At 74.4% G+C, this 21,207-nt stretch carries 24 protein-coding genes and 1 riboswitch; of the genes, 12 read left to right on the top strand and 12 right to left on the bottom strand.

Annotated features, from left to right (window positions below):
* Positions 1-168: 168 nt before the first annotated feature.
* The 3 genes from FOF52_RS03310 to FOF52_RS03300 form a co-directional block, all read right to left on the bottom strand.
* Positions 169-1,047, bottom strand: a complete 879-nt coding sequence (locus FOF52_RS03310; RefSeq protein WP_248592362.1) for a 2-hydroxy-3-oxopropionate reductase — start codon at positions 1,045-1,047, stop codon at positions 169-171.
* Between the two features lie 31 nt (positions 1,048-1,078).
* Positions 1,079-1,894: a hydroxypyruvate isomerase family protein gene (locus FOF52_RS03305; protein WP_248592361.1), complete on the bottom strand. Its 816-nt coding sequence runs from the start codon at positions 1,892-1,894 to the stop codon at positions 1,079-1,081.
* Positions 1,895-2,065: 171 nt separating this feature from the next.
* Positions 2,066-2,557: a YflT domain-containing protein gene (locus tag FOF52_RS03300; RefSeq protein ID WP_248592360.1), complete on the bottom strand. Its 492-nt coding sequence runs from the start codon at positions 2,555-2,557 to the stop codon at positions 2,066-2,068.
* 190 nt (positions 2,558-2,747) lie between these two features.
* Between FOF52_RS03300 and FOF52_RS03295 the strand changes: the two genes are divergently transcribed.
* Positions 2,748-4,013 carry a hemolysin family protein gene (locus FOF52_RS03295; protein WP_248592359.1) on the top strand — a complete coding sequence of 422 codons (1,266 nt, stop codon included), beginning with the start codon at positions 2,748-2,750 and terminating at the stop codon, positions 4,011-4,013.
* An 82-nt stretch (positions 4,014-4,095) separates the two neighbouring features.
* Complete coding sequence (locus tag FOF52_RS03290) at positions 4,096-4,668, top strand: 3'-5' exonuclease (protein ID WP_248592358.1); 573 nt, start codon at positions 4,096-4,098, stop codon at positions 4,666-4,668.
* A gap of 816 nt (positions 4,669-5,484) precedes the next feature.
* Here FOF52_RS03290 and FOF52_RS03285 read toward each other — a convergent pair.
* Positions 5,485-5,817 carry a histone-like nucleoid-structuring protein Lsr2 gene (locus FOF52_RS03285; RefSeq protein WP_248592357.1) on the bottom strand — a complete coding sequence of 111 codons (333 nt, stop codon included), beginning with the start codon at positions 5,815-5,817 and terminating at the stop codon, positions 5,485-5,487.
* 166 nt (positions 5,818-5,983) lie between these two features.
* Complete coding sequence (locus FOF52_RS03280; protein WP_248592356.1) at positions 5,984-6,544, bottom strand: TetR/AcrR family transcriptional regulator; 561 nt, start codon at positions 6,542-6,544, stop codon at positions 5,984-5,986.
* A 73-nt stretch (positions 6,545-6,617) separates the two neighbouring features.
* On the opposite strand from FOF52_RS03280, the gene FOF52_RS03275 reads away from it, so the two are divergent.
* Together FOF52_RS03275 and FOF52_RS03270 are read left to right on the top strand one after the other, a co-directional pair.
* Entirely contained in the window at positions 6,618-7,748 is a 1,131-nt protein-coding gene (locus FOF52_RS03275) for an FAD-dependent monooxygenase (protein WP_248592355.1), read from the top strand.
* A gap of 55 nt (positions 7,749-7,803) precedes the next feature.
* Positions 7,804-8,505: a class I SAM-dependent methyltransferase gene (locus tag FOF52_RS03270; protein ID WP_248592354.1), complete on the top strand. Its 702-nt coding sequence runs from the start codon at positions 7,804-7,806 to the stop codon at positions 8,503-8,505.
* 173 nt (positions 8,506-8,678) lie between these two features.
* Here FOF52_RS03270 and FOF52_RS03265 read toward each other — a convergent pair whose 3' ends face one another.
* Complete coding sequence (locus FOF52_RS03265) at positions 8,679-9,353, bottom strand: TetR/AcrR family transcriptional regulator (protein ID WP_248592353.1); 675 nt, start codon at positions 9,351-9,353, stop codon at positions 8,679-8,681.
* Positions 9,354-9,696: 343 nt separating this feature from the next.
* The gene (locus FOF52_RS03260; RefSeq protein WP_248592352.1) at positions 9,697-10,230 is read right to left on the bottom strand and encodes a TetR/AcrR family transcriptional regulator; all 534 of its coding nucleotides are present in this window, start codon (positions 10,228-10,230) and stop codon (positions 9,697-9,699) included.
* A 173-nt stretch (positions 10,231-10,403) separates the two neighbouring features.
* Here FOF52_RS03260 and FOF52_RS03255 point away from each other — a divergent pair, with 173 nt between their 5' ends.
* Together FOF52_RS03255 and FOF52_RS03250 are read left to right on the top strand one after the other, a co-directional pair.
* Positions 10,404-11,681: an FAD-dependent monooxygenase gene (locus FOF52_RS03255; RefSeq protein WP_248592351.1), complete on the top strand. Its 1,278-nt coding sequence runs from the start codon at positions 10,404-10,406 to the stop codon at positions 11,679-11,681.
* Positions 11,682-11,796: 115 nt separating this feature from the next.
* Positions 11,797-11,862, top strand: a riboswitch (guanidine-III (ykkC-III) riboswitch).
* 24 nt (positions 11,863-11,886) lie between these two features.
* Positions 11,887-12,201, top strand: a complete 315-nt coding sequence (locus FOF52_RS03250; protein WP_248592350.1) for a DMT family transporter — start codon at positions 11,887-11,889, stop codon at positions 12,199-12,201.
* Between the two features lie 37 nt (positions 12,202-12,238).
* On the opposite strand, the gene FOF52_RS03245 is transcribed toward FOF52_RS03250, so the two are convergent.
* The 4 genes from FOF52_RS03245 to FOF52_RS21855 all read right to left on the bottom strand — a co-directional run bounded on the left by FOF52_RS03245 (position 12,239) and on the right by FOF52_RS21855 (position 15,913).
* Positions 12,239-12,772, bottom strand: a complete 534-nt coding sequence (locus FOF52_RS03245) for a sugar O-acetyltransferase (RefSeq protein ID WP_248593738.1) — start codon at positions 12,770-12,772, stop codon at positions 12,239-12,241.
* Positions 12,773-12,890: 118 nt separating this feature from the next.
* Positions 12,891-13,643, bottom strand: coding sequence for an enoyl-CoA hydratase/isomerase family protein (locus FOF52_RS03240; RefSeq protein ID WP_248592349.1), 753 nt, complete (start codon positions 13,641-13,643; stop codon positions 12,891-12,893).
* A 174-nt stretch (positions 13,644-13,817) separates the two neighbouring features.
* Complete coding sequence (locus FOF52_RS03235; protein ID WP_248592348.1) at positions 13,818-14,462, bottom strand: histidine phosphatase family protein; 645 nt, start codon at positions 14,460-14,462, stop codon at positions 13,818-13,820.
* A gap of 263 nt (positions 14,463-14,725) precedes the next feature.
* Positions 14,726-15,913, bottom strand: coding sequence for a cytochrome P450 family protein (locus FOF52_RS21855; RefSeq protein ID WP_282573843.1), 1,188 nt, complete (start codon positions 15,911-15,913; stop codon positions 14,726-14,728).
* A gap of 168 nt (positions 15,914-16,081) precedes the next feature.
* On the opposite strand from FOF52_RS21855, the gene FOF52_RS03225 reads away from it, so the two are divergent.
* The 6 genes from FOF52_RS03225 (at position 16,082) to FOF52_RS03200 (ending at position 20,605) form a co-directional block, all read left to right on the top strand.
* A complete protein-coding gene (locus FOF52_RS03225) occupies positions 16,082-16,570 on the top strand; it encodes a DUF4383 domain-containing protein (RefSeq protein ID WP_248592347.1) in 489 nt (162 codons plus the stop codon).
* Between the two features lie 78 nt (positions 16,571-16,648).
* Positions 16,649-17,425 (top strand): SDR family NAD(P)-dependent oxidoreductase, encoded by a 777-nt coding sequence (locus tag FOF52_RS03220; protein WP_248592346.1) that lies wholly within the window; start codon positions 16,649-16,651, stop codon positions 17,423-17,425.
* Positions 17,426-17,761: 336 nt separating this feature from the next.
* Positions 17,762-18,817 (top strand): sporulation protein, encoded by a 1,056-nt coding sequence (locus FOF52_RS03215; RefSeq protein ID WP_248592345.1) that lies wholly within the window; start codon positions 17,762-17,764, stop codon positions 18,815-18,817.
* Between the two features lie 441 nt (positions 18,818-19,258).
* Positions 19,259-19,498, top strand: a complete 240-nt coding sequence (locus FOF52_RS03210; protein ID WP_248593736.1) for a RidA family protein — start codon at positions 19,259-19,261, stop codon at positions 19,496-19,498.
* 132 nt (positions 19,499-19,630) lie between these two features.
* A complete protein-coding gene (locus FOF52_RS03205; protein ID WP_248592344.1) occupies positions 19,631-20,005 on the top strand; it encodes a DUF4180 domain-containing protein in 375 nt (124 codons plus the stop codon).
* A gap of 72 nt (positions 20,006-20,077) precedes the next feature.
* Positions 20,078-20,605 (top strand): DinB family protein, encoded by a 528-nt coding sequence (locus FOF52_RS03200; protein WP_248592343.1) that lies wholly within the window; start codon positions 20,078-20,080, stop codon positions 20,603-20,605.
* Positions 20,606-20,692: 87 nt separating this feature from the next.
* Here FOF52_RS03200 and FOF52_RS03195 read toward each other — a convergent pair whose 3' ends face one another.
* The gene (locus tag FOF52_RS03195; protein ID WP_248592342.1) at positions 20,693-20,902 is read right to left on the bottom strand and encodes a hypothetical protein; all 210 of its coding nucleotides are present in this window, start codon (positions 20,900-20,902) and stop codon (positions 20,693-20,695) included.
* Positions 20,903-21,207 lie beyond the last annotated feature (305 nt).

Genomic DNA, 21,207 nt, shown 5'->3' with positions numbered 1-21,207 from the left:
CCTCTGGCCGGGAGGCCGGCTCCGGTCGAGCCGCCCGTGCGAACGGCGCCGTCCCGGCCCCGGTCGGGGTTTTCCGATCGGAGCCGGTTCCCCGAGGGTGCGGCGCTGCGCAACGCGGTGACGGCGGCGCCCACGGCTCTGCGCGGGAGCGGCTGCCTCCCGGCGGAGTCACTCGCGTCCGGAGAGGCGGGCGACGGTGCGGAAGAGCGCGGAGTGGTCGAGGTTCCCGTCGCCGCTCGCGCGGGCGGCGGCGACGAGCTGGGCGGCCAGTGCGGCGACCGGGGTGACGACGCCGGCCTCGCGGGCGGCGGAGGTGACGATGCCGAGGTCCTTGTGGTGCAGGTCGAGGCGGAAACCCGGTTCGAAGGAGCGGTCCAGCATCTGGGGGGCCTTGTGCTCCATGATCGCCGAGTGCGCGAGTCCTCCGCCGAGGACCTCGATCGCGGCCGCGGTGTCCACGCCGTAGGCCTCCAGGAAGACGACGGCCTCGGCGAGCACCGCGAGGTGCCCGGCCACGATGAGCTGGTTGGCGGCCTTGACGGTCTGGCCGGAGCCGTTGGGGCCGACGTGCACGACCGTCCGGCCGACGACGTCGAGCACGGGCCGGGCGGCGGCGAAGTCCTCCTCGGTGCCGCCGACCATGATGGACAGCGTGGCGTTGCGGGCGCCCGCCTCGCCGCCGGAGACGGGGGCGTCGATGATGCGGAAGCCCTTGCGGCGGGCCTGTTCGGCGAGGTCGGCGGTGACGTCGGGACGGATGGTGGAGAAGTCGATGACGAGGGTGCCGGGCCTGGCGGTCTCGAAGACCCCGCCCTCGCCGGTGAGGATCTCGACGACGTCGGGGGTGTCGGTGACCATGAGCGCGACGACGTCGGCGTCGGCGACGGCCTCGGCGACGCTCGCCGCAGCACTTCCCCCGGCCTCGACCAGCGCTCGGGTCTTGTCCGGGGTGCGGTTGTAGCCGACGACCCGGTGTCCGGCGTTGTGCAGGTGGACGGCCATGGGGCTGCCCATGATGCCCAGTCCGATGAAGGCGATGCGGGCCATGTCGCTGTGGTTCCTCTCCACTCGGTCGGGTTCAGGCGGCGCGTGCGGCGCGCGGCAGCCAGGCGAACGGGTCGGCGTCCCCGCTCGTGTACTCCAGCCCCACCGGGCCGGTGTAGCCGCCGCGGCGCAGGTCCTCGATCCAGTCGGCGACGGGCAGTCCGCCGGTGCCGGGGGCGCCCCTGCCCGGGGCGTCGGCGATCTGCACGTGGGCGATCCGGTCGCGGTGGGCGGCGATCTCGGCGGCGACGTCCGCGCCGTTGACGGAGAGATGGTAGACGTCGCAGAGCAGCCCGAGGTTGGTCGAGCCGTGCTCCGCGGCGACCCGGTCCAGTACGGCGACGGCGTCGGCGGAGGTCCGCAGCGGATAGGCGGGGGCTCCGGAGAGCGGTTCGAGCAGCACGGTGCCGCCGATGCGGGCCACCGCCCGGGCGGCCAGGTGCAGGTTCTCCGCCCCCAGGGCGTCCTGGGCCGCGGGGTCGGCTCCGGGGATGCGGTTGCCGTAGAGCGCGTTGAAGGCCCGGCAGCCGGTCCGCTCCCCGATCTCGGTGACCACGTCGAGGTTGGCGCGCAGTTCGGCGGAACGGTCGGGGTGGGAGACGAGCCCCCGGTCGCCGCCCGGCATGTCGCCCGCGTCGAAGTTCAGCCCGGTGAGCTGGACTCCGGCGGTGGTGACGGCGGTGACGAAGGCGTCGACGTCAGCCCGGTCGGGGGTGGGGGTGGGGAAGGGCCACCAGAACTCGACGCCGCTGAAGCCCGCCGCCCTCGCCGCCGCGGGGCGTTGGAGGAGGGGCAGGTCCGTCAGCAGGATCGAGCAGTTGACGGTGTACGGGACGGGTGGAGCGACCATCACACAATTCCACCATGCGAAATCATTCTTTTGGCTGGCGAAACCCTATCCGGGTCGTGCGGAGCGGTCAACACTCCGTCCCGTCCCCGCGGGTCGGCGGCCTCCCTCCCGCGGCACCGTCACGCGGCCCCGGGCCCCTCCCCGGCGGCGCGGGGCGGGCCCCGGCACGGGCTACAGGTTGGCCTCCTGGCGGAGGCGTTCGGCCTGTCCGGCGTGGGTGGCGTCGACGTAGACGTCGTAGCGCTGCGCCTGCAGGGTCTGCACGCTGGAGAAGTCCCGCTGGCCCCGGGTCGCCCAGTGGGCGATGAACCCGAAGACCCCGCCCCACAGCGCGCCGATGGCCACACTGACCAGGATCACCCAGAACCATGCCGGACCGACCGCGAACAGGCCGAACAGCAGGCCGATGAACAGGCCGAACCAGGCTCCGGCCCCGGCTCCGGCCAGCGCGGCCTTGCCCTTGGTCATCCGTCCCGTGACCTGTTCGACGGTACGCACGCCGTCCCCGATGATGCGCACGTGCTCCACGGGGAACCCCCGGTCGGACATCTGGTCCACCAGCCGCTGGGCTTCGACGTAGGTGGAATAGCTCGCCACCAGCCGCTGCCCCCGCTGGGCGGGGACGCCGCCGGAGGGAGCGTCGAACTCGGGACCGTTCATCATCGCCTCCGTGGACTCGTCCGTCTGTCCGGGACCGCGCGGGCCGGGCTCGGCGGTCCGTGTTCTCTGGCACGGCTGCCCGCAGCGGCTCGGTCCAATCGCGTCGCACGGCGACGGCGTCCCACGTCCACCGCCCTGTTGTCCCGCCCGCGGCCACGGGTAGGGGGCGGATGTCGCCGTCCGAAGAGGACTCATGGAGAACTACACCGTCCAACTCGCCCTCGTCGCGGTGCTGGTGCTGCTGAACGCGGTCTTCGCGGGCAGCGAGATCGCGCTGATCACGTTGCGCGAGAGTCAGCTGAGGAGGCTGGAGCGGCGCGGGGCGGGCGGCCGCGCGGTGGCGCGTCTGGCGCGGGACCCGAACCGCTTCCTGGCCACCATCCAGGTCGGCATCACCCTGGCCGGGTTCCTGGCCTCGGCGACCGCGGCCGTCTCCCTGGCCCGGCCCCTGGTCGATCCCCTGGGGGCGCTGCTGGGCGCGGCGGCCGCACCGGTCGCGGTCGTGCTGGTCACCGTGGCGCTCACCTTCGTCACCCTGGTGTTCGGGGAACTCGCCCCCAAACGCGTCGCCATGCAGCGGGCCGAGACCTGGGCGCTGCTGGTGGCCCGGCCGCTGACCCTGCTCTCGGTGCTCTCCCGGCCCGCGGTGTGGCTGCTCAGCGTCTCCACCGACCTGGTGGTGCGGCTCAGCGGCGGCGATCCGGAGGCGGCCCGGGAGGAGATGTCGGAGGAGGAGCTGCGCGACATCCTCGCCACCCAGCCCGGTATCACCCGGGAGCAGCGCACCATCCTCACCGGCGCCTTCGAGATCACCGACCGGAGCCTGCGGCAGGTCCTCGTCCCCCGCCGCGACGTCGTCGTCGTGCCCGCGTCCATGCCCGCCGGCGAGGCCGCGCGCTTCCTCGCCGAACAGGGGCACTCGCGCGCCCCGGTCGTGGCCGACGGCGACCGCGACACGGTGGTGGGCGTCGTGCACTGGTCGGACCTGCTGCTCGGCCGGGGCAGCACCGGTGCCGTGGCCCGCCCTCCGCTGCTGCTGGCCGACTCCCTGCCGGTGTCGCTGGCGCTGGAGCGCATGATCGCCGAACGCCAGCACCTGGCGCTGGTCGTCGACGGCACGGGGGCGGTCGACGGCATCGTGAGCCTGGAGGACCTGCTGGAGGAGATCGTCGGCGACATCTACGACGAGACCGACTCCGACGTCCGCACCGCCACCCGGCTGCCCGACGGCTCGCTGCGGCTGCCCGGCACGTTCCCCGTGCACGACCTGCCCGACGTCGACGTGCACCTCACCGCGCCGCCCCCGGGCGACTACGTGACCGTGGCCGGGATGCTGCTGGCACGGCTCGGCCACATCCCGCAGCAGCCGGGGGAGCAGGTGGACCTGGGCTCCTGGACGGGCACGGTCACGGCCGTGGCCGGGCACGCCATCACCGAGGTGGTCCTCACCCCCCGGTGACTCCGGCGCCGGGGCCCGGGTGTCCTGCGGCCCCGCGGAAACCGGGCGACAGCCGGCCGCCGTCGCCCCTGGACTCCGCGGCATGGACGGCTCCCCGGATCTGCTCGACGTCGTCGACGTCGAGGCCACCTGCTGGGCGGGCGCGCCACCTCCCGGACAGGTCAGTGAGATCATCGAGGTCGGGGTGACCGTCGTCGACCTGGCCGCGGGACGGCGTCTGGAGCGGCACCGTGTGCTGGTCCGGCCCGAACGCTGCACCGTCAGCGCCTTCTGCACCGAACTGACCGGGCTGTCCCAGGAGGAGGTGGCGGACGGCGTCAGCTTCGCCGAGGCCTGCCGCCTGCTCGCGACGCGGCACCGGGCCGGAGCCCGTCCGTGGGCCAGTTGGGGCGACTACGACCGCAAACAGTTCGTCCGGCAGTGTGCGGCCACGGGGACGGCCTACCCCTTCGGCCCCCGGCACACCAACGCCGAGGCGGTCTGCGCCGACGCCCACGGCCTGCGCGGACAGCTCGGTATGGCGCGGGCGCTGGAGTTCGCGGGCCTGCCGTTGGAGGGACGCCACCACCGGGGCGAGGACGACGCCTGGAACATCGCCGCGCTGGTGCTGCACCTGGCCGGACGCGGCTCCTGGCCCCTCCTCTCCCGGGGATGAGCCCCGGCCGTTCCCCGACGGCCCCGCAGGCGCCCGCGGCAAGCGGGGACGGCCTCCCGCCGCGTCGGGCGAGGCGGTCGGCGCAACGCAGTCGGGGCACCGGAGCAGCCCTCGCCGCGCCACCTCCGTCCCGCCCACCGGCCCGTCGCCGGGGTCGACGTCTGCCCGACCCTCCGGCCTGCGGGGCGGGCACGGCCCGGCCGGGCAGACGGACGTCGGGGGCCACGGTCCGCGCCTCCCGGACGCACGCGTCCGCCGGGTGGGCGGTGATCGGTGTCGTGAACCGCTGCCGGGTCCTCCCGTCGTCCGCGCCGTCTCCCCGGATCCGCGGGGCTCCGGCACCGTCCCGGGGACGGCGCCCCGGGGCAGGGGTCGGGAAGACCGCGGCCGTCGACGCGGCGCCCCGGTACCGGTGTCGTCGACCGTCTTCCCCGTCGTGCCTCCCACCCCGCCGAGGGGCCGCCCGGGCGCCATCCCCGGGACGGGAAGCCTGTTCGCGCCTCTGTGAATTGCGGACACCAGCTGACCGCAACAGCACCTGGTCCGGTCGGGGACGGCGGGGGAACCGGCCTGTCGTCCCGGTGTGTGCGAACGCGACTCCCCGCCGGTCCTCCTCGGCGTACGGGGGCTGCGCACGGCTCACCGGCGGGCAGGACCGCTCGCGTCCCGCCTCCGGCGCGCCCCCCCGACGCCCCCGGCCGGGCGGACACCGCCGGGGCGTCGGACCGAGCACCGGGAAACCCTGTTCCCGGGGACTGCCTCCTCCGCACCGGTCGCCACCGGGCCGGGCGGACCGGCGGTTCCTCCGGGGGCGGGTCAGTGCCGGGCGGCGTGGTAGGCGTCGATGATCGCCTGCGCGATGCGTCCCCGGTCGCTGACCTGCCGGCCCTGGGCCTTGGCCCAGGCCCGGATGGCGGCGCTGCGGTCCCGCCCCACGGCTGCGTCCCCGTCCGCGTGGGGCCGGGGGCGCCGGGGCGGGACCCGGCGGGCGGCGGTGATGAACGGGGCGAGCGCCTCGCGCAGCCGGGCGGCGTTGGCGTCGCTGAGGTCGATCTCGTAGGCGCGGCCGTCGAGGTTGAACGAGACGGTCTGCCCGGCCTCGCCTCCGTCGAGGTCGTCGATGAGCAGCACCCGGGCCTTTCGCGCCATGACGGTTCTCCGTTCCGTTGGGAAATGGCGTGGTGATCCCGGTCAATTTAACGGGATCGCCTTCTCCCGGATGTCGCCGCTGTCGGAAATCCGCCGTGTTCTGCGTCACGCGGAGGCCGCGTCCTCCGCTCCCGTCCCCCCGGTCCCGGCCCCGTCGCCGGGGCGGTCAGCCGAGCATTCCCCTGAGCAGTTCGCGCAGGCCGAGGCGGAGGTCCTCCGGTGTCGGCTCGGTTCCCGCCCCGGCGATCGCGTCGAACAGCACCCCCTCCGCGAAGGCCACGAGCCGGTGGCCGTGCCGCACGGGGTCGGTGGAGCCCGCCGCGGAGAGCACGGTGACGGCGGCCTCCCGGAAGCGCCGTCCGGAACGGTCGTAGATCCTGCGCAGCTCGGGGCGGCGGGTGGCCTCCAACGCCAGTTCGTAGCGGGCGATGGTGCGTTCGCGCCCGACAGTGAGCTGGAGGTGCGCCAGGTGCGCCATCAGGTCGACGAGCGTGTCCACGTCGGCGGGCGGTCCGCCGGCCAGCAGGGGCGCGAACAGGGCCTCCTCCTGCTCGGTGAGGTGGTCCAGGGTGAGTTCCAGCAGGGCGGCGCGGGTGCGGGCCAGGTTGGAGGTGGATCCCGGCGGCAGGCCCGCGGCCTCGTCCACCGCGCGGTGCGTGAGCCCGCGCATCCCCCGTTCGACCAGCAGGGCGATGGCCGCCTCCGCGATGACCTCGGCTCGCTTCACAGCAGGGATACTACAGTTGCAGTGATACTACGCCTGTAGTATTTTTCACTACACAAGTAGTGGAGGAGGGGACGTGTCCCACGCGGTGGTGGTCGGCGGCGGCATCGGCGGACTCGCGGCGGCGCTGGCGCTGCAGCAGCGGAACTGGGCGGTGACCGTCTGCGAGCGGGCCCCGTCGCTGGACCCGGTGGGCTCGGGCCTGGCCGTGGCCGCCAACGCGCTGAAGGCCCTGGACGTCCTCGGGGTCGGCGACGCGGTCCGCGCACTGTCGACGCTCAGGGGGGAGGGCGGGATCCGCAGGCGGGACGGGCGCTGGCTGGTCCGCACCACCGAGGAGGCCGCCGCGGCACGCTACGGCGACTCGGTCGTGCTGCTGACCCGCGCCGCCCTCGTCGACCTGCTCGCCGAACACCTCGCCCCCGGCACGCTGCGGCTGGGCACCGAGGTGCACGCGGTCGATCCGGACACCGGACGGGTGTCCACCGGGGCGGGCGAGCTGACCGCCGACCTGGTGGTGGCCGCCGACGGCCTCCACTCCGCGGTCCGCCGCGCCCTGTTCCCCGACCACCCCGGCCCGGCCTACGCGGGCGTGACGAGCTGGCGCCTGCTGGTCCCGCGCGGCGGCCTGCCCTGCCCGGCGTCGGAGACCTGGGGCGCGGGACAGGTCTTCGGGGTGCTGCCGCTCGCCGGTGACCTGGTGTACTGCTACGGCACCGCCACCGTTCCCGCGGGCGGCCGCGCCGACGACGAACGGGCCGAACTGCTCCGCCGGTTCGGGGACTGGCACGCCCCGATCCCCCGGCTGCTGGAGGCCGCCGGGGCGGGGCGCATCCTGCGCACCGACCTGTACTCGCTGGCCACCCCGCTGCCCGCCTTCCACCGGGGCAGGGTCGTCCTGCTCGGCGACGCCGCGCACGCCATGACGCCCTACCTCGGCCAGGGCGCCTGCCAGGCGATCGAGGACGCGGTCGTGCTCGCCCACCTGGCCGACCGGCCGGACGGCCCGGCCGCCTACACCGCTGCCCGGCTGCCCCGGGCCACGCGGGTGGTACGGGCCTCCGACACGCTCTGCCGGATCACGAAGCTGCGCAACCCGCTGGCGGTGCGGCTGCGGGAGGCGGCGATGGTGCTGGGCGGACGGCTCCGACCCGACCTGATGCTCACCGCCGCGGACGAGATCCTGCGGTGGCGCCCCCCGGTCTGACCGGTACCGGCCAACCGGCCCTCGCCCCGCGCGCGGGCGGCTACGGTCGTCGACCGTGACCGAGTCCCTCCTGCGCACCGTCCGCGCCTCCTACGACGCCATCGCCGCCGACTACGCCGCGCTGTTCGACGACGAGCCCTGCAGGCCGCTGGACCGGGCGCTGCTCGCGGCGTTCGCCGAACTCGTGCGGGACTCCGGCGCCGGGCCGGTCGCCGACCTCGGCTGCGGCCCCGGCCGGGTGACGGCCCACCTCCACTCCCTCGGCGTGGAGGTCTTCGGTGTCGACCTGTCGCCGCGGATGGTCGCCCTGGCCCGCGCCGGGTACCCGCACCTGCGCTTCGTCGAGGGGAGGCTGGACTCCCTGGGGGTGGCGGACGGCTCTCTGGGCGGCGTCGTCTCCTGGTACTCCATCATCCACACCCCGCCGGAGCGGCTGCCCGCGGTGCTGGCCGAGTTCCACCGGGTGCTCGTGCCGGGCGGGCACCTGCTGCTCGCCTTCCAGGTCGGCGACGAACCGCTGCGCCTGCGGGAGGCGTTCGGCCGTGCCGTGGAACTCGACTTCCTGCGCTGGCGGCCCGACCGCGTCGCCGAGGCGCTGGAGCGGGCCCGCTTCAGCGTGACCGCCCGGACGCTCCGCCAGCCGGACGGCACCGAACGGGTCCCGCAGGCCTGCCTGCTGGCCCGCCGCTCCGGGGCAGGAAAGCCACCGGAGGCCGCTGCGGCCGCGCACCACGGCGACGTGTCGACGCGGAAATAACGGCGCGCCGAAAAACGACGGACGGGCTCCGGCCCGCCCCGGGCCCCCTTCCGCACGGAAACGGCAAAGACCCTCGCGGACCAGAAATACCGACAACAATTCCGAGAAGTTTTTCCGGTGACTGCCCCGGGGTCGTTCCACGGCCACCGGGGCGCCCGCGGCCGACGGCCCTCTCAGGCCGCCTCGGGCCGCGGGCCGAACAGGTAGCACACCGACATCTCGACGAGGTGGCGTACGAAGGCGTCGTGGTCCAGCACCGGCTGGACGAATTCCGGTCCGTAGCCGATGCGCATGACCAGGGCGGAGTAGACGGAGGTGAAGCACACCCGCACGGCCGTCTCCGGGTCGGGGTGGGCGATGTGCGGCTTGATCGTCAGGAGCAGGCCGGCCATCCGGTCGGCGAGCCGGTGGCTGTAGCAGTGGGCCCGCTGGTAGATCCCGCTGTGGGTGGCGGGGGAGATGGACATGAGCGACCTCGTGAAGGCCTCGTGGCGGCGGAGGATGTCGCCGAACTCGGCGAAGAGCGCTGCGACCAGTTCGGGGCCGTCGAGGCCGGCCCAGCGCTCCTCGTCGTCGAAGACGCGCATCTCCTCCCAGATCTGGCTGACCCGGTGCTCGTAGACAGCGACGAACAGCGCCTCCTTGCTGGGAGTCCGGTCGTAGATGGCACGGGGGGCGACCCTGGCCCGCTCGCAGACGGCCGCGATGGTGAACGCCTCGTACCCGCCCTCCTCGAACAGGGCCACACCGGCTTCCAGCACCCGCGCCCACGCCCTGCGACTCCGCTCCTGACGCGGCGGCCGGATCAAGAATTCCTCGGTGAGCGCCTGCGCGCCTGCCTCTTTCACGGTCTTCCCCTCACCCGTCCAGACCACCGGGGAAAACCCTACCCCTCTCCAGGCTATTCTTCAGGTGTTTGCCCGCCATTCCATTAACCGTAGCTAAAGTTACGTTCTTTGCAGGGGGAGAGCGTCCGACGCCGCACCGAATAATCCGCTGTTTCCCCCGGACGGTTTCGCGGGAACGCTTTTCCTCACCTGCACGCGGAGAACGGCGGACCGCTGCGGGCGAGGGCACACCACCGGCAGCCGTTTCCGCGCCCCGGGGCACTCCGGTGTCCCGCCCCGCCTGCCGGGCCGCGCTCCGCCGAAGAAGTCCGGGGCCGGGAAGGTGCCGACCGTGGAGCCGGGGTCAGGGGGACAGCGCCCGGTACGCCGCCTCGACCGCGGCCTCCCGCACCTCCGGGGCGGGGTCGGCGGCGAGGATCGCGGCGTCCTGGAGGCCGCCCGTGGCGACCGTCGCCCGGACCGCGTCCACCGCGGTGGCGCCGGGGCCGATCAGCACGCCGTGGACCCGGCCGCGCCAGGCGAAGATCTCGGCGACGAGGTCCAGTTCCTCCAGCGTCCCGATGTCGTTGAGCAGCACCATGAACACGGCGCGGTTGCGGGAGATCGCGTCGAAGTAGTCCCCCAGGAAGGCGCGGGGCTCCAGCCGGTCGGCCCGCTCGGCCGCGTCGAGCAGTGCCGCGACGTCGTCCATCAACGGCTGGACCAGTTCGCGCAGCAGGTCGGTCTTGGAGGGGAAGTGGTAGTACAGCGCGGCCTTGGTGATGCCGAGGCGCTCGGCGATCTCGCGCAGGCTGGTCTTGGCGAACCCCTTCTCCGCGAAGAGCTCCAGGGCGACCGCACGGATCTCCGCCCTGGTGTCGGTCCGCTGCCTCGCCACTCCCCCGCCTCCTCGCACGACGGCCTCCCGCCCCGCCGCTCCACCCTATCGGAGACCGGTCGGCCGGTAACTTACTTGCCGCCCGGCAAGTACGGCGCCTACTCTGGGCGGCGAGCGGTCCACGGCGCGGCCACGGGGCCCGCCCGGGCCGCCACTCCAGAAAGGAGGAGGACATGCCCTCCACCGACCGCACCGTCCTCGTCTCCGGGGCGAGCATCGCCGGCCCCGCCCTCGCCTACTGGCTGCACCGGCTCGGCTTCACCCCCGTCGTCGTCGAGCGCGCACCCCGCCTGCGCGACGGCGGCTACGCCATCGACGTCCGCGGCGCCGCCGTCGAGGTCCTCGACCGGATGGGCCTGCTGCCGCAGGTCCGCCGCGCCTACACCGACCTGCGCCGGATGTCCGTGGCCGACTCCACCGGACGCCGCCGCGTCACCGTCGACATCACCCTGTTCGACGACGGCACCGGCGGGCGCGACGTCGAACTGATGCGCGGCCACCTCAGCCGCATCCTGTATGCCGCGACCGAACACGACGTCGAGTACGTCTTCGACGACTCGGTCGCCGCCCTGGAGGAGACCGCCGACGGGGTGCGCGTGACCTTCGAACGCGGCGCACCGCGCACCTTCGGCCTCGTCGTCGGCGCGGACGGCCTGCACTCCACCGTCCGCCGCACCGCCTTCGGCCCCGAGGAGCGGTTCCGCCGCGACCTGGACCGCTACATCTCCATCTTCGGCGTGCCCAACCACCTGGGCCTGGACCGCGAGGTGGTGCTGCACAACGTCCCCGGCAGGCTCGTCGGCCTCTACAGCGCAGCTCCCCACACCGGCCGCGTCGAACCGCCCGCCCCGCAGGAGGAGGCCGCGTCCGGGGTGAACCCGGAGGCCAAGGCGGTCCTCGCGTTCTCCGCCCGCGCACCGATCCCCTTCGACCCCCGCGACGCCTCCGCCCAGAAGCAGATCCTGCGGACCGTCTTCGCCGACATGGGGTGGGAGACACCGAGGCTGCTGCGGCTGCTGGACGACACCCCGGACTTCTACTTCGACTCCATCAGCCAGATCCGCATGGACCGCTGGTGGCGAGGGCGCGTGGTGCTCCTCGGCGACGCCGCGCACTGCCCCTCCCCGCTGTCCGGCCAGGGCACCAGCCTGGCCCTGGTCGGCGCCTACGTCCTCGCCTGCGAACTCGCCGCCGCCGACGGCGACCACCGCACCGCGTTCCCCCGCTACGAGGCCCGGATGCGTCCCTACGTCGAACAGAACCAGGCCCTCGTCTCCTCCGGGGGCGGCCTGCTCCTCCCCGCCACCCGCCCGCGCCTCTGGCTGCGCGACCAGCTGCTGCGTCTCGCCGCGCGCCTTCCCGCCCTCAGCCGGCTCGGCAGCGGCGTCCAGCGCGCCGCCAACGCCGTGGAACTGCCCGACCACCGGGCCGCGACCGGCCACGCCACCTGACCGGGCCCCGGCGGGGAACCCCGTGTCCGCGGGCCCCTTTCGAAGGCCCGCCGCCGCTCCTCCACCGCCCGGGCCGGGGCACCGCCTCCGGTGGCGCCCCGCTATCCTGTGCGGCGGCGAGGTCGCGGGCCTCGGCCCCGGACGAGGTGCGTCGTACCCGGTCAGGACAAGACGGCGCGGCACTTCCCACGATTCGGAGGCAACGATGGCCTGGCTGCTCCTCATCCTGTCCGGACTGCTGGAGACCGTGTGGGCGATCGCGTTGGACGCGTCGCGCGGTTTCACCCGGCTGTGGCCCTCGGTGGTCTTCCTCGTCGCCCTGGTACTGAGCATGGGCGGCCTGGCGCTGGCGCTGCGGTCCATCCCGGTGGGCACCGGCTACGCGGTGTGGGTGGGCATCGGCGCGATCGGCACCGCCGTGGTCGGCATGGTCTGGCTCGGCGAGGCGGTGAGCGTGGCGCGGATCTGCTGCCTGCTGCTCATCGTCGGCGGCGTCGTCGGCCTCAGACTGCTGCACTGAGCGGCCGGGGCCGCGGCTGCCGAGGCCCCGCAGCGGCCTACAGTTCCCGGATGACGCGCGCCGGGTTGCCGACCGCCACCACGTTGGCCGGCAGGTCGCGGGCGACGACCGCTCCCGCACCCACCACCGTGTTGTCGCCGATGGTCACGCCGGGGCAGACGATGACGCCGCCGCCCAGCCAGACGTTGTCGCCGATGGTGATGGGCTCGGCGGCCTCCCACTTGGCCCGCCGCTGCTCGGGGTCGAGCGGGTGGGTGGGGGTGAGCAGCTGCACGTTGGGGCCCAACTGGGTGTCGGCGCCGATGCGGATGGGCGCCACGTCCAGCATGACCGCGCCGAAGTTGACGAACGTGCGCGGCCCGACGCTGATCTGGTAGCCGTAGTCCACGTACAGCGGCGGACGGATCTCCACCTCCTCGCCGACCTCGCCCAGCAGTTCGCCGAGGATCTCCCGCCGCTGCTCGGGGTCCTCGGCGGTGGAGGCGTTGAACCGCTCCATCAGCGTCGCCGCGCGCAGGGCGTCGGCCGCCAGTTCGGGGTCGTCGGCGATGTAGAGCTCACCGGCGAGCATGCGCTCCTTCTGACTTGCCACGGTCCGCCTCCTGTCGGCTCCGGGGGTCCGCCGGCCCCACCCTACCGGCGGGGCCCGTCCGGCGTCCCGGGCACCGCGGGACACCGGACGGGGACGGTCACCGCGCGAGGAACGCGTCGATCAGCCGGGCCGCGTCGTCGGTGGCGACCGCCCGACCGATCGTCGCGGCCTCCTCGGCGACGCTCTGCTGCGGCGTCACCGTCCAGGAGCCGCGGATCAGCCGCTTGGCCTGGCCGAGCGCGAACGCCGGCCCGTCGGCGAGCCGCGCGGCGACCTCCTCGGCCCGGGCGACCGCGTCCGCGTCGTCGACGACCTGCGTGACCAGACCCCACTCCTGGGCCTCCGCGGCGGTGAGCGCGCGGTTGAGGAGGGCCATCTCCAGGGCGCGCTGCTGTCCGACCGCCCGGGGCAGCAGGTAGGAGACCCCGCAGTCGGGGGTCAGGCCCACACCGGAGTAGGCCATGAGGAACCTGGTGGAGCGCGCCGCCACCACCAGGTCGGCGGTGAGCACGAAGGCGAGTCCCGCGCCGGCGACGGCGCCGTGCACGGCGGCCACCACGGGCTTGTCCAGTTCGGCGAGCCGCAGCAGTTCCGTGCCGAGCGCGGCGGCGAGCTCGTTCAGGTACGCCGACCGGTCCTCGGCCGCCGCCATCGACGCCACGTCCCCGCCGGCGCAGAACCGCTTGCCCTCACCGGTGATCAGGACGGCCCGCACCGACGGGTCCTGGGCCCGGTCGACGGCCTCGCCGAAGGCCCGCGCGGTCGCCATGTCGACGGAGTTCGACACCTCCGGGCGGGCGAGCGTGATCCGCGCGACCCCTCCGTCCACGGCACAACGGACACCGTTCATCCGACCAACCACCCTCTCCTCGCGCCTGTACCGTTCCCCCGGCCGCGGGAAGCAGGAACCGCCGAGGTCGGCGCCGCTGCCGGAGCACCACCGAAACCCTAGGACGCCGCGTGGTCGGACCGTCCGGCGGCCCCGCCCGCGCGCCCCGGCGCCTCTCGGACCGGTACCGGCCCGTTACCGGTAGGTGAGCAGGGCGCGCCGCTCGCCGGAGAAGTGCGCGTGGTCGTTGAAGGACAGCAGGCTCGTCCCGGAGGCGCCCACCGCCAGGGTGGTGATCGCGGCGTTGACGGCGACCCGGTTGAGCGCCACCACGCCCTCCGCGGACGCCGACAGCAGTCCGGCGCACAGCGCGGCCAGCACCCCGCCGGAGGTGACCACGACCGCGTCGCGTCCGGGGCCGAGGTCGGCCGCCAGCGCGTCGAGCGCCGCCGCGGCCCCCGCGGCGAACCGGCGCCACCCGTCGCCCTCCTCGATCCACGCCCGCAGCGCGTGGTCCAGCAGCACCTGGAAGCCGTGCGGCTCCGCGGAGCTCCGGTCGGAGGCGGTCCCGTAGCGGTCCACCAGGTCGGTGTGGTCGTACTCGTTCCACCGGGCGTCGGTGCGCGGCCGTCCGGGCAGTCCGGCCGCCTTCATGAGGATCTCCGCCGTGTCGTGCTGCCGCCGCAGGGTGCCGCAGACCACCAGCGGGGAGCGCGGGCCGCGCCGGGCCAGTTCCGCGCCGACGACCTCCGCCTGGCGGCGTCCCAGGTCGGACAGCACGTCGTAGTCGCTGGCGCCGTAGGACGCCTGGCCGTGGCGGACGAGGTAGATGACCGGCATCGCCGTCTCCTGGAGTGGGGGGAGGGGGAACGGTGTCGGTCCGGTGCCCGGTGGATGCGGCCACCGGCCGGTTCGGCCCCGACCCTACGCCAGCGCCGGTTGCGGCCCCGCAGCGGGTGGGCGCGTGCGGCCGGCCGCTCGTCGCCGCCGGGACCGTGGACGGCGAAGAAGGTGCCGCGCCGCCGCCCCGCCGGGGCCGGGCGCCCGGCCCCGGCGGGGCGGCGGCGCGGCGGACGTTCCGGTCGTCGGCGCCCGCGCCCCTCTCAGGCGGGGTCCGCGGTCACCCACAGTTCACGGGGGCGGTTCACGAACAGGCTCCTGACCCGCTCGGGTTCGCCGTCGAGCAGGGCCAGGCCGGGGAAGCGCGCGAACAGCTCGGGCAGCACCACGGTGAGTTCCAGGCGGGCCAGGGGCGCGCCCAGGCAGTGGTGGGGGCCGTGCCCGAACGTCACGTGGCGGCTGTCGGTCCGGGTGACGTCGAAGGCGTCGGGGGCGGTACGGGCCCGGCCGTCGCGGTTGGCCGCCAGGTAGACCATCATCACCGGCTCGCCCGCGCCGATGGTGTGGCCGCCCAGCTCCAGGTCGCGGGTGGGGAAGCAGAACGGCAGCATCGCCACCGACGCGCTGTGGCGCAGGCACTCCTCCACCGCCCGCTCCCACGGCACCGCGCCGGAGGCGACCAGGGCGAGCTGGTCGGGATGCTCCAGCAGCAGCCGCACGGCGTTGGAGATCTGCCCGACCGTGGTCTCGTAGCCCGCGTCGACGAGCAGGACCACCGTCCAGACGAGCTCCTCCTCCGACAGCCTGGCGCCGTCCTCGTCGTGGACCCGCAGCAGGGCGCTGATCAGCCCCTCGTCCGGGCTCTTCCGCTTGGCCGCCACCATGTCGGCGACGTAGGCGTACAGCTCCTCGTGCACCGTGGCGTCGGTGCCCGACAGCAGGCGGGTGACCAGGGAGTCGAGGGCTTCCCGGTCCGCTTCGGGAACCCCCAGCAGGCGGCCGAGGACGCCCGTGGGCACCGGACGGGCCAGGGCCGCGACGACGTCGAACGGCCGCGCGGCGTCGATGCCGTCCAGGCAGGCCCGGGTGAGGTCGCGCACCGCCGGGCGCAGTGCCTCGACCCGGCGGGTGGTGAACGCGTACTGGACGAGGCGGCGCAGCCGGGTGTGCTCGGGCGGGTTCTTGCTGAGCATCGACCCCATGGAGACCAGCTTCACCAGCGGGTGCCCGGCGGGGACCTCCCCCCGGGCCACGGCCGCCCAGTGCTCGCCCCCGCGTTTCACCGCGGGGTCGGCCATGAGCGCCCGCAACTCCTCGTCGCCGGTCACGGCCCACACGTCCAGACCCATCACATCGAGCCGGACCACGGGACCCAGAAGAGTCAGGGCGCGAATGTCGTCCTCGGTGACACCGCTGTCGGCGTCGAGCACGATCCGGGGTGGGGAAGCCAAGGGGACTCCTTACTTCGGGAGCGGGACAACCGGGGGTCTCCTACCCCGTTGGAGTCCGTTCCCGCCCCCGCGGGGGACTCCGCCGCTCGGAGCACGCCGCTTCGCGGACGGCCGTGTGCCCGGACCGCTGCCGGGTAGAGGCCCGGTCAGTCGACACGGGAGGTCACCATGCTGCAGGAACGGACACGGGAGGTCGCGGACGCGACGAGGCGTCCGGCCCGGCTCGCGGCCGGCGTGGCGGGCGCGCTGTTCCTCCTCGCCGGAATCCTCGGCTTCGTTCCGGGTGTCACCAGCGACTACGCCTCCCTGGCCCTGTCGGGCCACTACTCGGAGGCGAGGCTGTTCGGCGTGTTCCAGGTGTCGGTGCTGCACAACCTGCTGCACCTGCTGCTCGGTGCCGCCGGACTGGCCGCGGCATGGCTGGGCGCCCGGCTCTCCCGCCTGTACCTGCTGGCCGGCGGCCTGGTCTACCTGGCGCTGTGGCTGTACGGGGCGCTTCTGGACCTGACGACCGTGGAGAAACTGTTCGGTCCTATCCCGTCCGGGACGAGCCTCGTGTCGTTCGCCCCCGCCGACGACTGGCTGCGCTTCCTGGTGGCGGCGGGGATGCTCGCCCTGTACTTCCTGGTGCGGCCGGCGCGCGGCATCCCGGAGTGACCGGCCCCGGAGCCAGAGGTGAGGAGACCGCAGGCCGCGTCCGTGGGGACGGGGCCGACCGAGCAGACGGGGGGACCAGTGGAGCTGAACGACTACCGCATCGTCGTCACCGGGGCCGCGCGCGGCATGGGAGCGGCCACGGTCCGCGCCTACGTCGGCGCCGGGGCCACCGTGGTGGCCATGGACGTCAACGAGGCCGACGGCGTCCGGGTCGCCGAGGAGGCGACCCGGGTGGGGCCGGGCCGGGCGACGTTCACGGCCGTGGACGTGTCCGACGCCGACGACGTGGCACGCGCCTTCGACGCCGCGGCCGACCGGATGGGCGGGCTGGACGTGCTGGCGCACCCCGCCGCCATCCAGCGGCCCGCCAGCGCCTCCGACGTCCCGGTCGCCGACTGGGACCTGATGATGGCGGTGAACGTGCGCGGCACCGTGCTCACCAACCAGGCCGCCCACCGCCTGATGGCGCCGAACCGGCGCGGGTCCGTCATCAACTTCGGGTCGATCTCCGGGCTGCGCCCCGAACCGTCCGCGGCGGCGTACTCGGCGTCCAAGGGCGCCGTGCACTCCTGGACCCGCACCGCCGCCGCGACCTGGGGCCCCGACGGCATCCGGGTCAACGCGATCCTGCCCGCCATCGCCACCCCCATGTACGAGGAGGCCAAGGCGCGCATGACCGAGGAGCAGCTGACCGCGCACTACTGGCAGAACGAGAACTCGATCGCGCTGGGCCACGCCTACGGCGACCCGGACCGCGACCTGGGGCCGGTCATGGTCTTCCTCGCCTCGGAGGCGTCCCGGTTCATCACCGGGCAGCTCATCCCGGTCGACGGCGGCCAGGCGTCGGTGCGCTGAGGGCGCCCGGACGTGTCCGGCGGCGGGGGCGGGGCGGCCGGCCTCCGCCGCCGGACGGATAACGGCACCGTGGAAAAGGGGGATCCACCCCTGACCGGAACCGGGGTGTCCGGGGTCCCGCCTCTCCCCGAACTGTTCGGAAGCACGTCCTTGACCTGCGAGATCATGGTGCTTTCCGGGGCTCGCCCGCCCGGCGCCGCCTCGGCCGCGCCGGGGGCGGAACTCGCTTCGGGAACCGGGCGTTGCCGGGACGTCATGGCGCCGCGCGCCTCCCGCACCGGGCCGGTCCCGGAAACGGCGGTCGCGGGCCTTCCCCGTAACGGCGAGAAGGGCAGCATGGTCTTCAAGCGTTTTCTCATGGCTTTCGGGGTGGGCGGTCCCAGCATCGACACGGTGCTGCGTTCCCCGCACACCAGTCCCGGCGCGTTCCTGGAGGGGGTGGTCGAACTCTCCGGCGGCGACAGCCACGTGCTCATCGAGGAGATCGCCGTGTGCCTGGCCTCGACCGTGGAGGTGGAGGCCGGTGACTCCGAGGGCGTCGCCGGCATCGAGTTCGCCCGCTTCCCCGTGGCCGGTGCGTTCCACCTCGCGGCCGGGGAGCGTCGCTCGATCCCGTTCCGCTACCCGGTGCCCTGGCAGGCGCCGGTCACCGCGGCGGGCGGCGGCCCGCTGCCGGGGACCGGGGTGGGCCTGCGCACCGACGTGGTCGTCGGCCAGGCCCCCGACAAGGGCGACCTGGACCCCGTGCTGATCCATCCGCTGCCCGTCCAGGACCGCATCCTGGAGGCGTTCGCGCGGCTCGGTTTCGCCCTCAAGCACACCGACCTGGAGCACGGGCACCTGGTGGGCACCGCGCAGCAGTTCCCGTTCTTCCAGGAGATCGAGTTCCACCCCTCTCCCCGCTACGCCCACGAGATCGAGGAGGTCGAGGTCAGCTTCGTCGCCGACCCCGAGGGCGTGGACGTGATCATCGAGTTCGACCGGCGCGGCGGACTGTTCACCGAGGGGCAGGACCTCTACGGCCGGTTCCGGGTCGCCCACTACGACGTCGACCGCGTGGACTGGGTCGCGCAGGTCGACGCGTGGATCGCCCAGTCCCTGGAACGGCACCGCAGCCTCTTCGGCGGCTACGGCCACGGGTACCCGGGGCACCCCGGCCACGGCTATCCCGGACACCCCGGGCACGGCTATCCCGGCCACGGGTACCCCGAGCACGCGTCCCCCAAGTACCAGGAGCACGGCCACCACGGCGGAAGCGGGCTGGGCGGGGTCGTCGCGGGGATCGCCGGAGGACTGGCGGCCGGCTACGTCGCGGGCGAGATCATCGACGAGATCGGCGACGCGTTCGAGGGCGACGACGAGGACGAGGGCGGCTGGGAGGAGGACGAGTAGCCGCCGGCGCGGGTCCGAGGGCAACGCCGGTGGCGACCAGGACGCTGTCGGCGCCCGCCCCGGACGCCGTGCCCGAGCCGAGCACGGCGGCGCCGTCCCGCGGTGCGGGCGGCGACGTCGAGGCGGTCGTGCCGGTGCTGGAGGTGTTCGGCACGGTGCCGCGCCGCGGGCCGTCCGGTTCCGGCGCGGCACTGAAGGCGGTGCTGGTCAACGCGATGATCGGCGGCGTCGCACTGGTCGGCGGGGCCCTGGCACTGGGCGACGCCCCGGGCCTGCCCGAAGACCTGCTCCGCACCGGACCGGACCGGGGACCGCTGGGCGGCCTGCTGCGGCGGGCCTGGGCCGCCGACGCCCGCTCCCCGCCGCGCCTCGCGGCCGAGGACGTCGACCTGGGCCGCCTGACCGACCGCCTCCGCTCCCCCGAAGGGAAACCCGGTGAACATGGCCGCGCGGTCCCGGCACGTGCTGCGCGCCGAGGGCGCGTCGCCGGCCGACGCGGTGAGTACCCGCACCTTCGTCACCGACCTGTCCCGGCTCGCCGAATACGGGGCCGTGCGCGCCGAGTTCTTCCCCGCCCCGCCGACCAGTGTCACCGTCGAGGTCTCCGCCCTGTTCCGCCCGGGCGCGGTCATCGAGGTGGAGGCGGTCGCCGCCGTTCCCGCGGCGTCGACCGGCCGCTGAGCGGCCCGGGCGGTGGGGCGGCACCGCACGGCCGGCAAATCGCATGACACCGCACGGGGGCCGCTCTAGGATCGGCCGGACGCGACGGTTGCGCCGCAGCCCGCTTCCCGCTTCGGCTGAAAGGCGGTCCCCATGACCGACACCCTCCAGTATCTCGACGGTGTCCCCGTTCTCGTGTGCGGTGCCGACGGCGAACCGGTGCGGGGCGAACGTGAGGCCACCGACCTGCTCGGCAACGCCTTCCACCACGGCGCCGCCTGGGTCGCCGTCCCCGTGGAACGGCTGACCGACGACTTCTTCCGGCTGCGCACCCGCCTCGCCGGGAACATCGCGCAGAAGTTCGTCAACTACCGGATCGGCCTGGCCGTTCTCGGCGACGTCTCCCGCCACGTCGAGCAGAGCACCGCGCTGCGCGACTTCGTCCGCGAGAGCAACCGGGGCGGGCAGTTGTGGTTCCTCGCCGACCTGGCGGAACTGCGGGCCCGCCTGGCCGGGGCGGGACGCTGAGCCGCCGCGCCGACCTGACCGGCGCGGCGGAACCGGTGGCACGGGACGTGCCGCCGGTGGCATCATGCCGGGATGCCGGTCTCCCGTGTCGATCTGCTGCTGCGCCAACTCGACATCGCCTGGGCGCTGCTGGAGTACCACCTGGACGGCCTCGACGACGAGGTGTGCCTGTGGCAGCCCGCGCCGCACTGCTGGACGGTCCGTCCCGACGGGCGCGGCCGGTGGACGGCCGACTGGCAGGTTCCCGAGCCCGACCCGGTGCCGGCCGTGACCATCGGCTGGCTGACCTGGCACATCGGTTTCTGGTGGACCACCACCCTGGGCCACTGCTTCGGCTCAGGGGCTCCCGAACGGGAGGAGATCACCTGGCCGGGCAGTCTGGCCGCCGCGGCCGCGTGGCTGCGCGGGCTGAAGGACCGGTGGCGCTCCCACCTGTCCGGCCTCACCGACGCCGACCTGGACTCCACCGACCGGACCGCGTCCCTGCCCTGGGGCGGGGGGCAGACCCTGGCCGACGTCGCGGGCTGGGTGAACGTGGAACTGACCAAGAACGTCGCCGAGATCGGCCTGCTCCACACCCTGCACGGAGCGCGCGGGTGAACCGGGCCGTCCCGCACCGGTGATCCGTCGTCCCGGACCTGTCGCCCGCGCCTTCCCCGCGCCGAAGCGGTCCCCGTCCGGGGCTGCTCACGGTGTGGTCTCGCCGAGCAGGCCGGGGGCGGCGTAGACCCACCGGCCGCCGGTCTCCCGGTAGAGGCCGGCGACTCCGAAGCGGGTGAGGAAGAGGAGGCGTTCGGATCCGTCGTCCCGCACCAGCCCGGTCAGGTCGGCGGCGGGAATGGCCAGTCCGTCCAGAGGACCGGCGTACAGGGTCACGAGACTGTCGGTGTGGTTCATGTGTGTGCCTGGAATGCGGGGTGGGACCGGGACCGGGCGCGGACGGCCTCGTGTCACCGGTCGGGGATTCGGAACGGCCGCTGTGAACCGGTCGGGCCGTCAGGGGGAACGGGGGTGGCGGCCGTCCGGGCGTTCCGGGGGCCGAAGGGCTCGCCGGGGTCGCCGGAGCGGGGGCGGCGGACGGCGTCGGCGGCCGGTTCCGCCGCGCTCGGCCCAGCCCGTTCGGCCGTCCTGCCGGAGGCGTCGGCTCCGGGCCGCGGGCGCGGCGCACCGGTGGGGGCGGCCGCTTCGTCGGGGGTGCCGGA

It is taken from the genome of Thermobifida alba (assembly GCF_023208015.1).
GTDB classification, from domain to species: Bacteria; Actinomycetota; Actinomycetes; order Streptosporangiales; family Streptosporangiaceae; genus Thermobifida; species Thermobifida alba.
The sequence above is the reverse complement of the archived record's forward strand: the minus strand, read 5'-3'. Positions and strand labels throughout refer to the sequence as shown.

Excerpts from the sequence above, each read along its gene's own strand:
- FOF52_RS03310 (WP_248592362.1), bottom strand. The coding sequence starts at position 1,047 with ATGGCCCGCATCGCCTTCATCGGACTGGGCATCATGGGCAGCCCCATG.
- FOF52_RS03305 (WP_248592361.1), bottom strand. The coding sequence starts at position 1,894 with ATGGTCGCTCCACCCGTCCCGTACACCGTCAACTGCTCGATCCTGCTG.
- FOF52_RS03300 (WP_248592360.1), bottom strand. The coding sequence starts at position 2,557 with ATGATGAACGGTCCCGAGTTCGACGCTCCCTCCGGCGGCGTCCCCGCC.
- FOF52_RS03295 (WP_248592359.1), top strand. The coding sequence starts at position 2,748 with ATGGAGAACTACACCGTCCAACTCGCCCTCGTCGCGGTGCTGGTGCTG.
- FOF52_RS03290 (WP_248592358.1), top strand. The coding sequence starts at position 4,096 with ATGGACGGCTCCCCGGATCTGCTCGACGTCGTCGACGTCGAGGCCACC.
- FOF52_RS03285 (WP_248592357.1), bottom strand. The coding sequence starts at position 5,817 with ATGGCGCGAAAGGCCCGGGTGCTGCTCATCGACGACCTCGACGGAGGC.
- FOF52_RS03255 (WP_248592351.1), top strand. The coding sequence starts at position 10,404 with ATGCCCTCCACCGACCGCACCGTCCTCGTCTCCGGGGCGAGCATCGCC.
- FOF52_RS03250 (WP_248592350.1), top strand. The coding sequence starts at position 11,887 with ATGGCCTGGCTGCTCCTCATCCTGTCCGGACTGCTGGAGACCGTGTGG.
- FOF52_RS03245 (WP_248593738.1), bottom strand. The coding sequence starts at position 12,772 with ATGCTCGCCGGTGAGCTCTACATCGCCGACGACCCCGAACTGGCGGCC.
- FOF52_RS03240 (WP_248592349.1), bottom strand. The coding sequence starts at position 13,643 with ATGAACGGTGTCCGTTGTGCCGTGGACGGAGGGGTCGCGCGGATCACG.
- FOF52_RS03235 (WP_248592348.1), bottom strand. The coding sequence starts at position 14,462 with ATGCCGGTCATCTACCTCGTCCGCCACGGCCAGGCGTCCTACGGCGCC.
- FOF52_RS03225 (WP_248592347.1), top strand. The coding sequence starts at position 16,082 with ATGCTGCAGGAACGGACACGGGAGGTCGCGGACGCGACGAGGCGTCCG.
- FOF52_RS03215 (WP_248592345.1), top strand. The coding sequence starts at position 17,762 with ATGGTCTTCAAGCGTTTTCTCATGGCTTTCGGGGTGGGCGGTCCCAGC.
- FOF52_RS03210 (WP_248593736.1), top strand. The coding sequence starts at position 19,259 with ATGGCCGCGCGGTCCCGGCACGTGCTGCGCGCCGAGGGCGCGTCGCCG.
- FOF52_RS03205 (WP_248592344.1), top strand. The coding sequence starts at position 19,631 with ATGACCGACACCCTCCAGTATCTCGACGGTGTCCCCGTTCTCGTGTGC.
- FOF52_RS03200 (WP_248592343.1), top strand. The coding sequence starts at position 20,078 with ATGCCGGTCTCCCGTGTCGATCTGCTGCTGCGCCAACTCGACATCGCC.
- FOF52_RS03195 (WP_248592342.1), bottom strand. The coding sequence starts at position 20,902 with ATGAACCACACCGACAGTCTCGTGACCCTGTACGCCGGTCCTCTGGAC.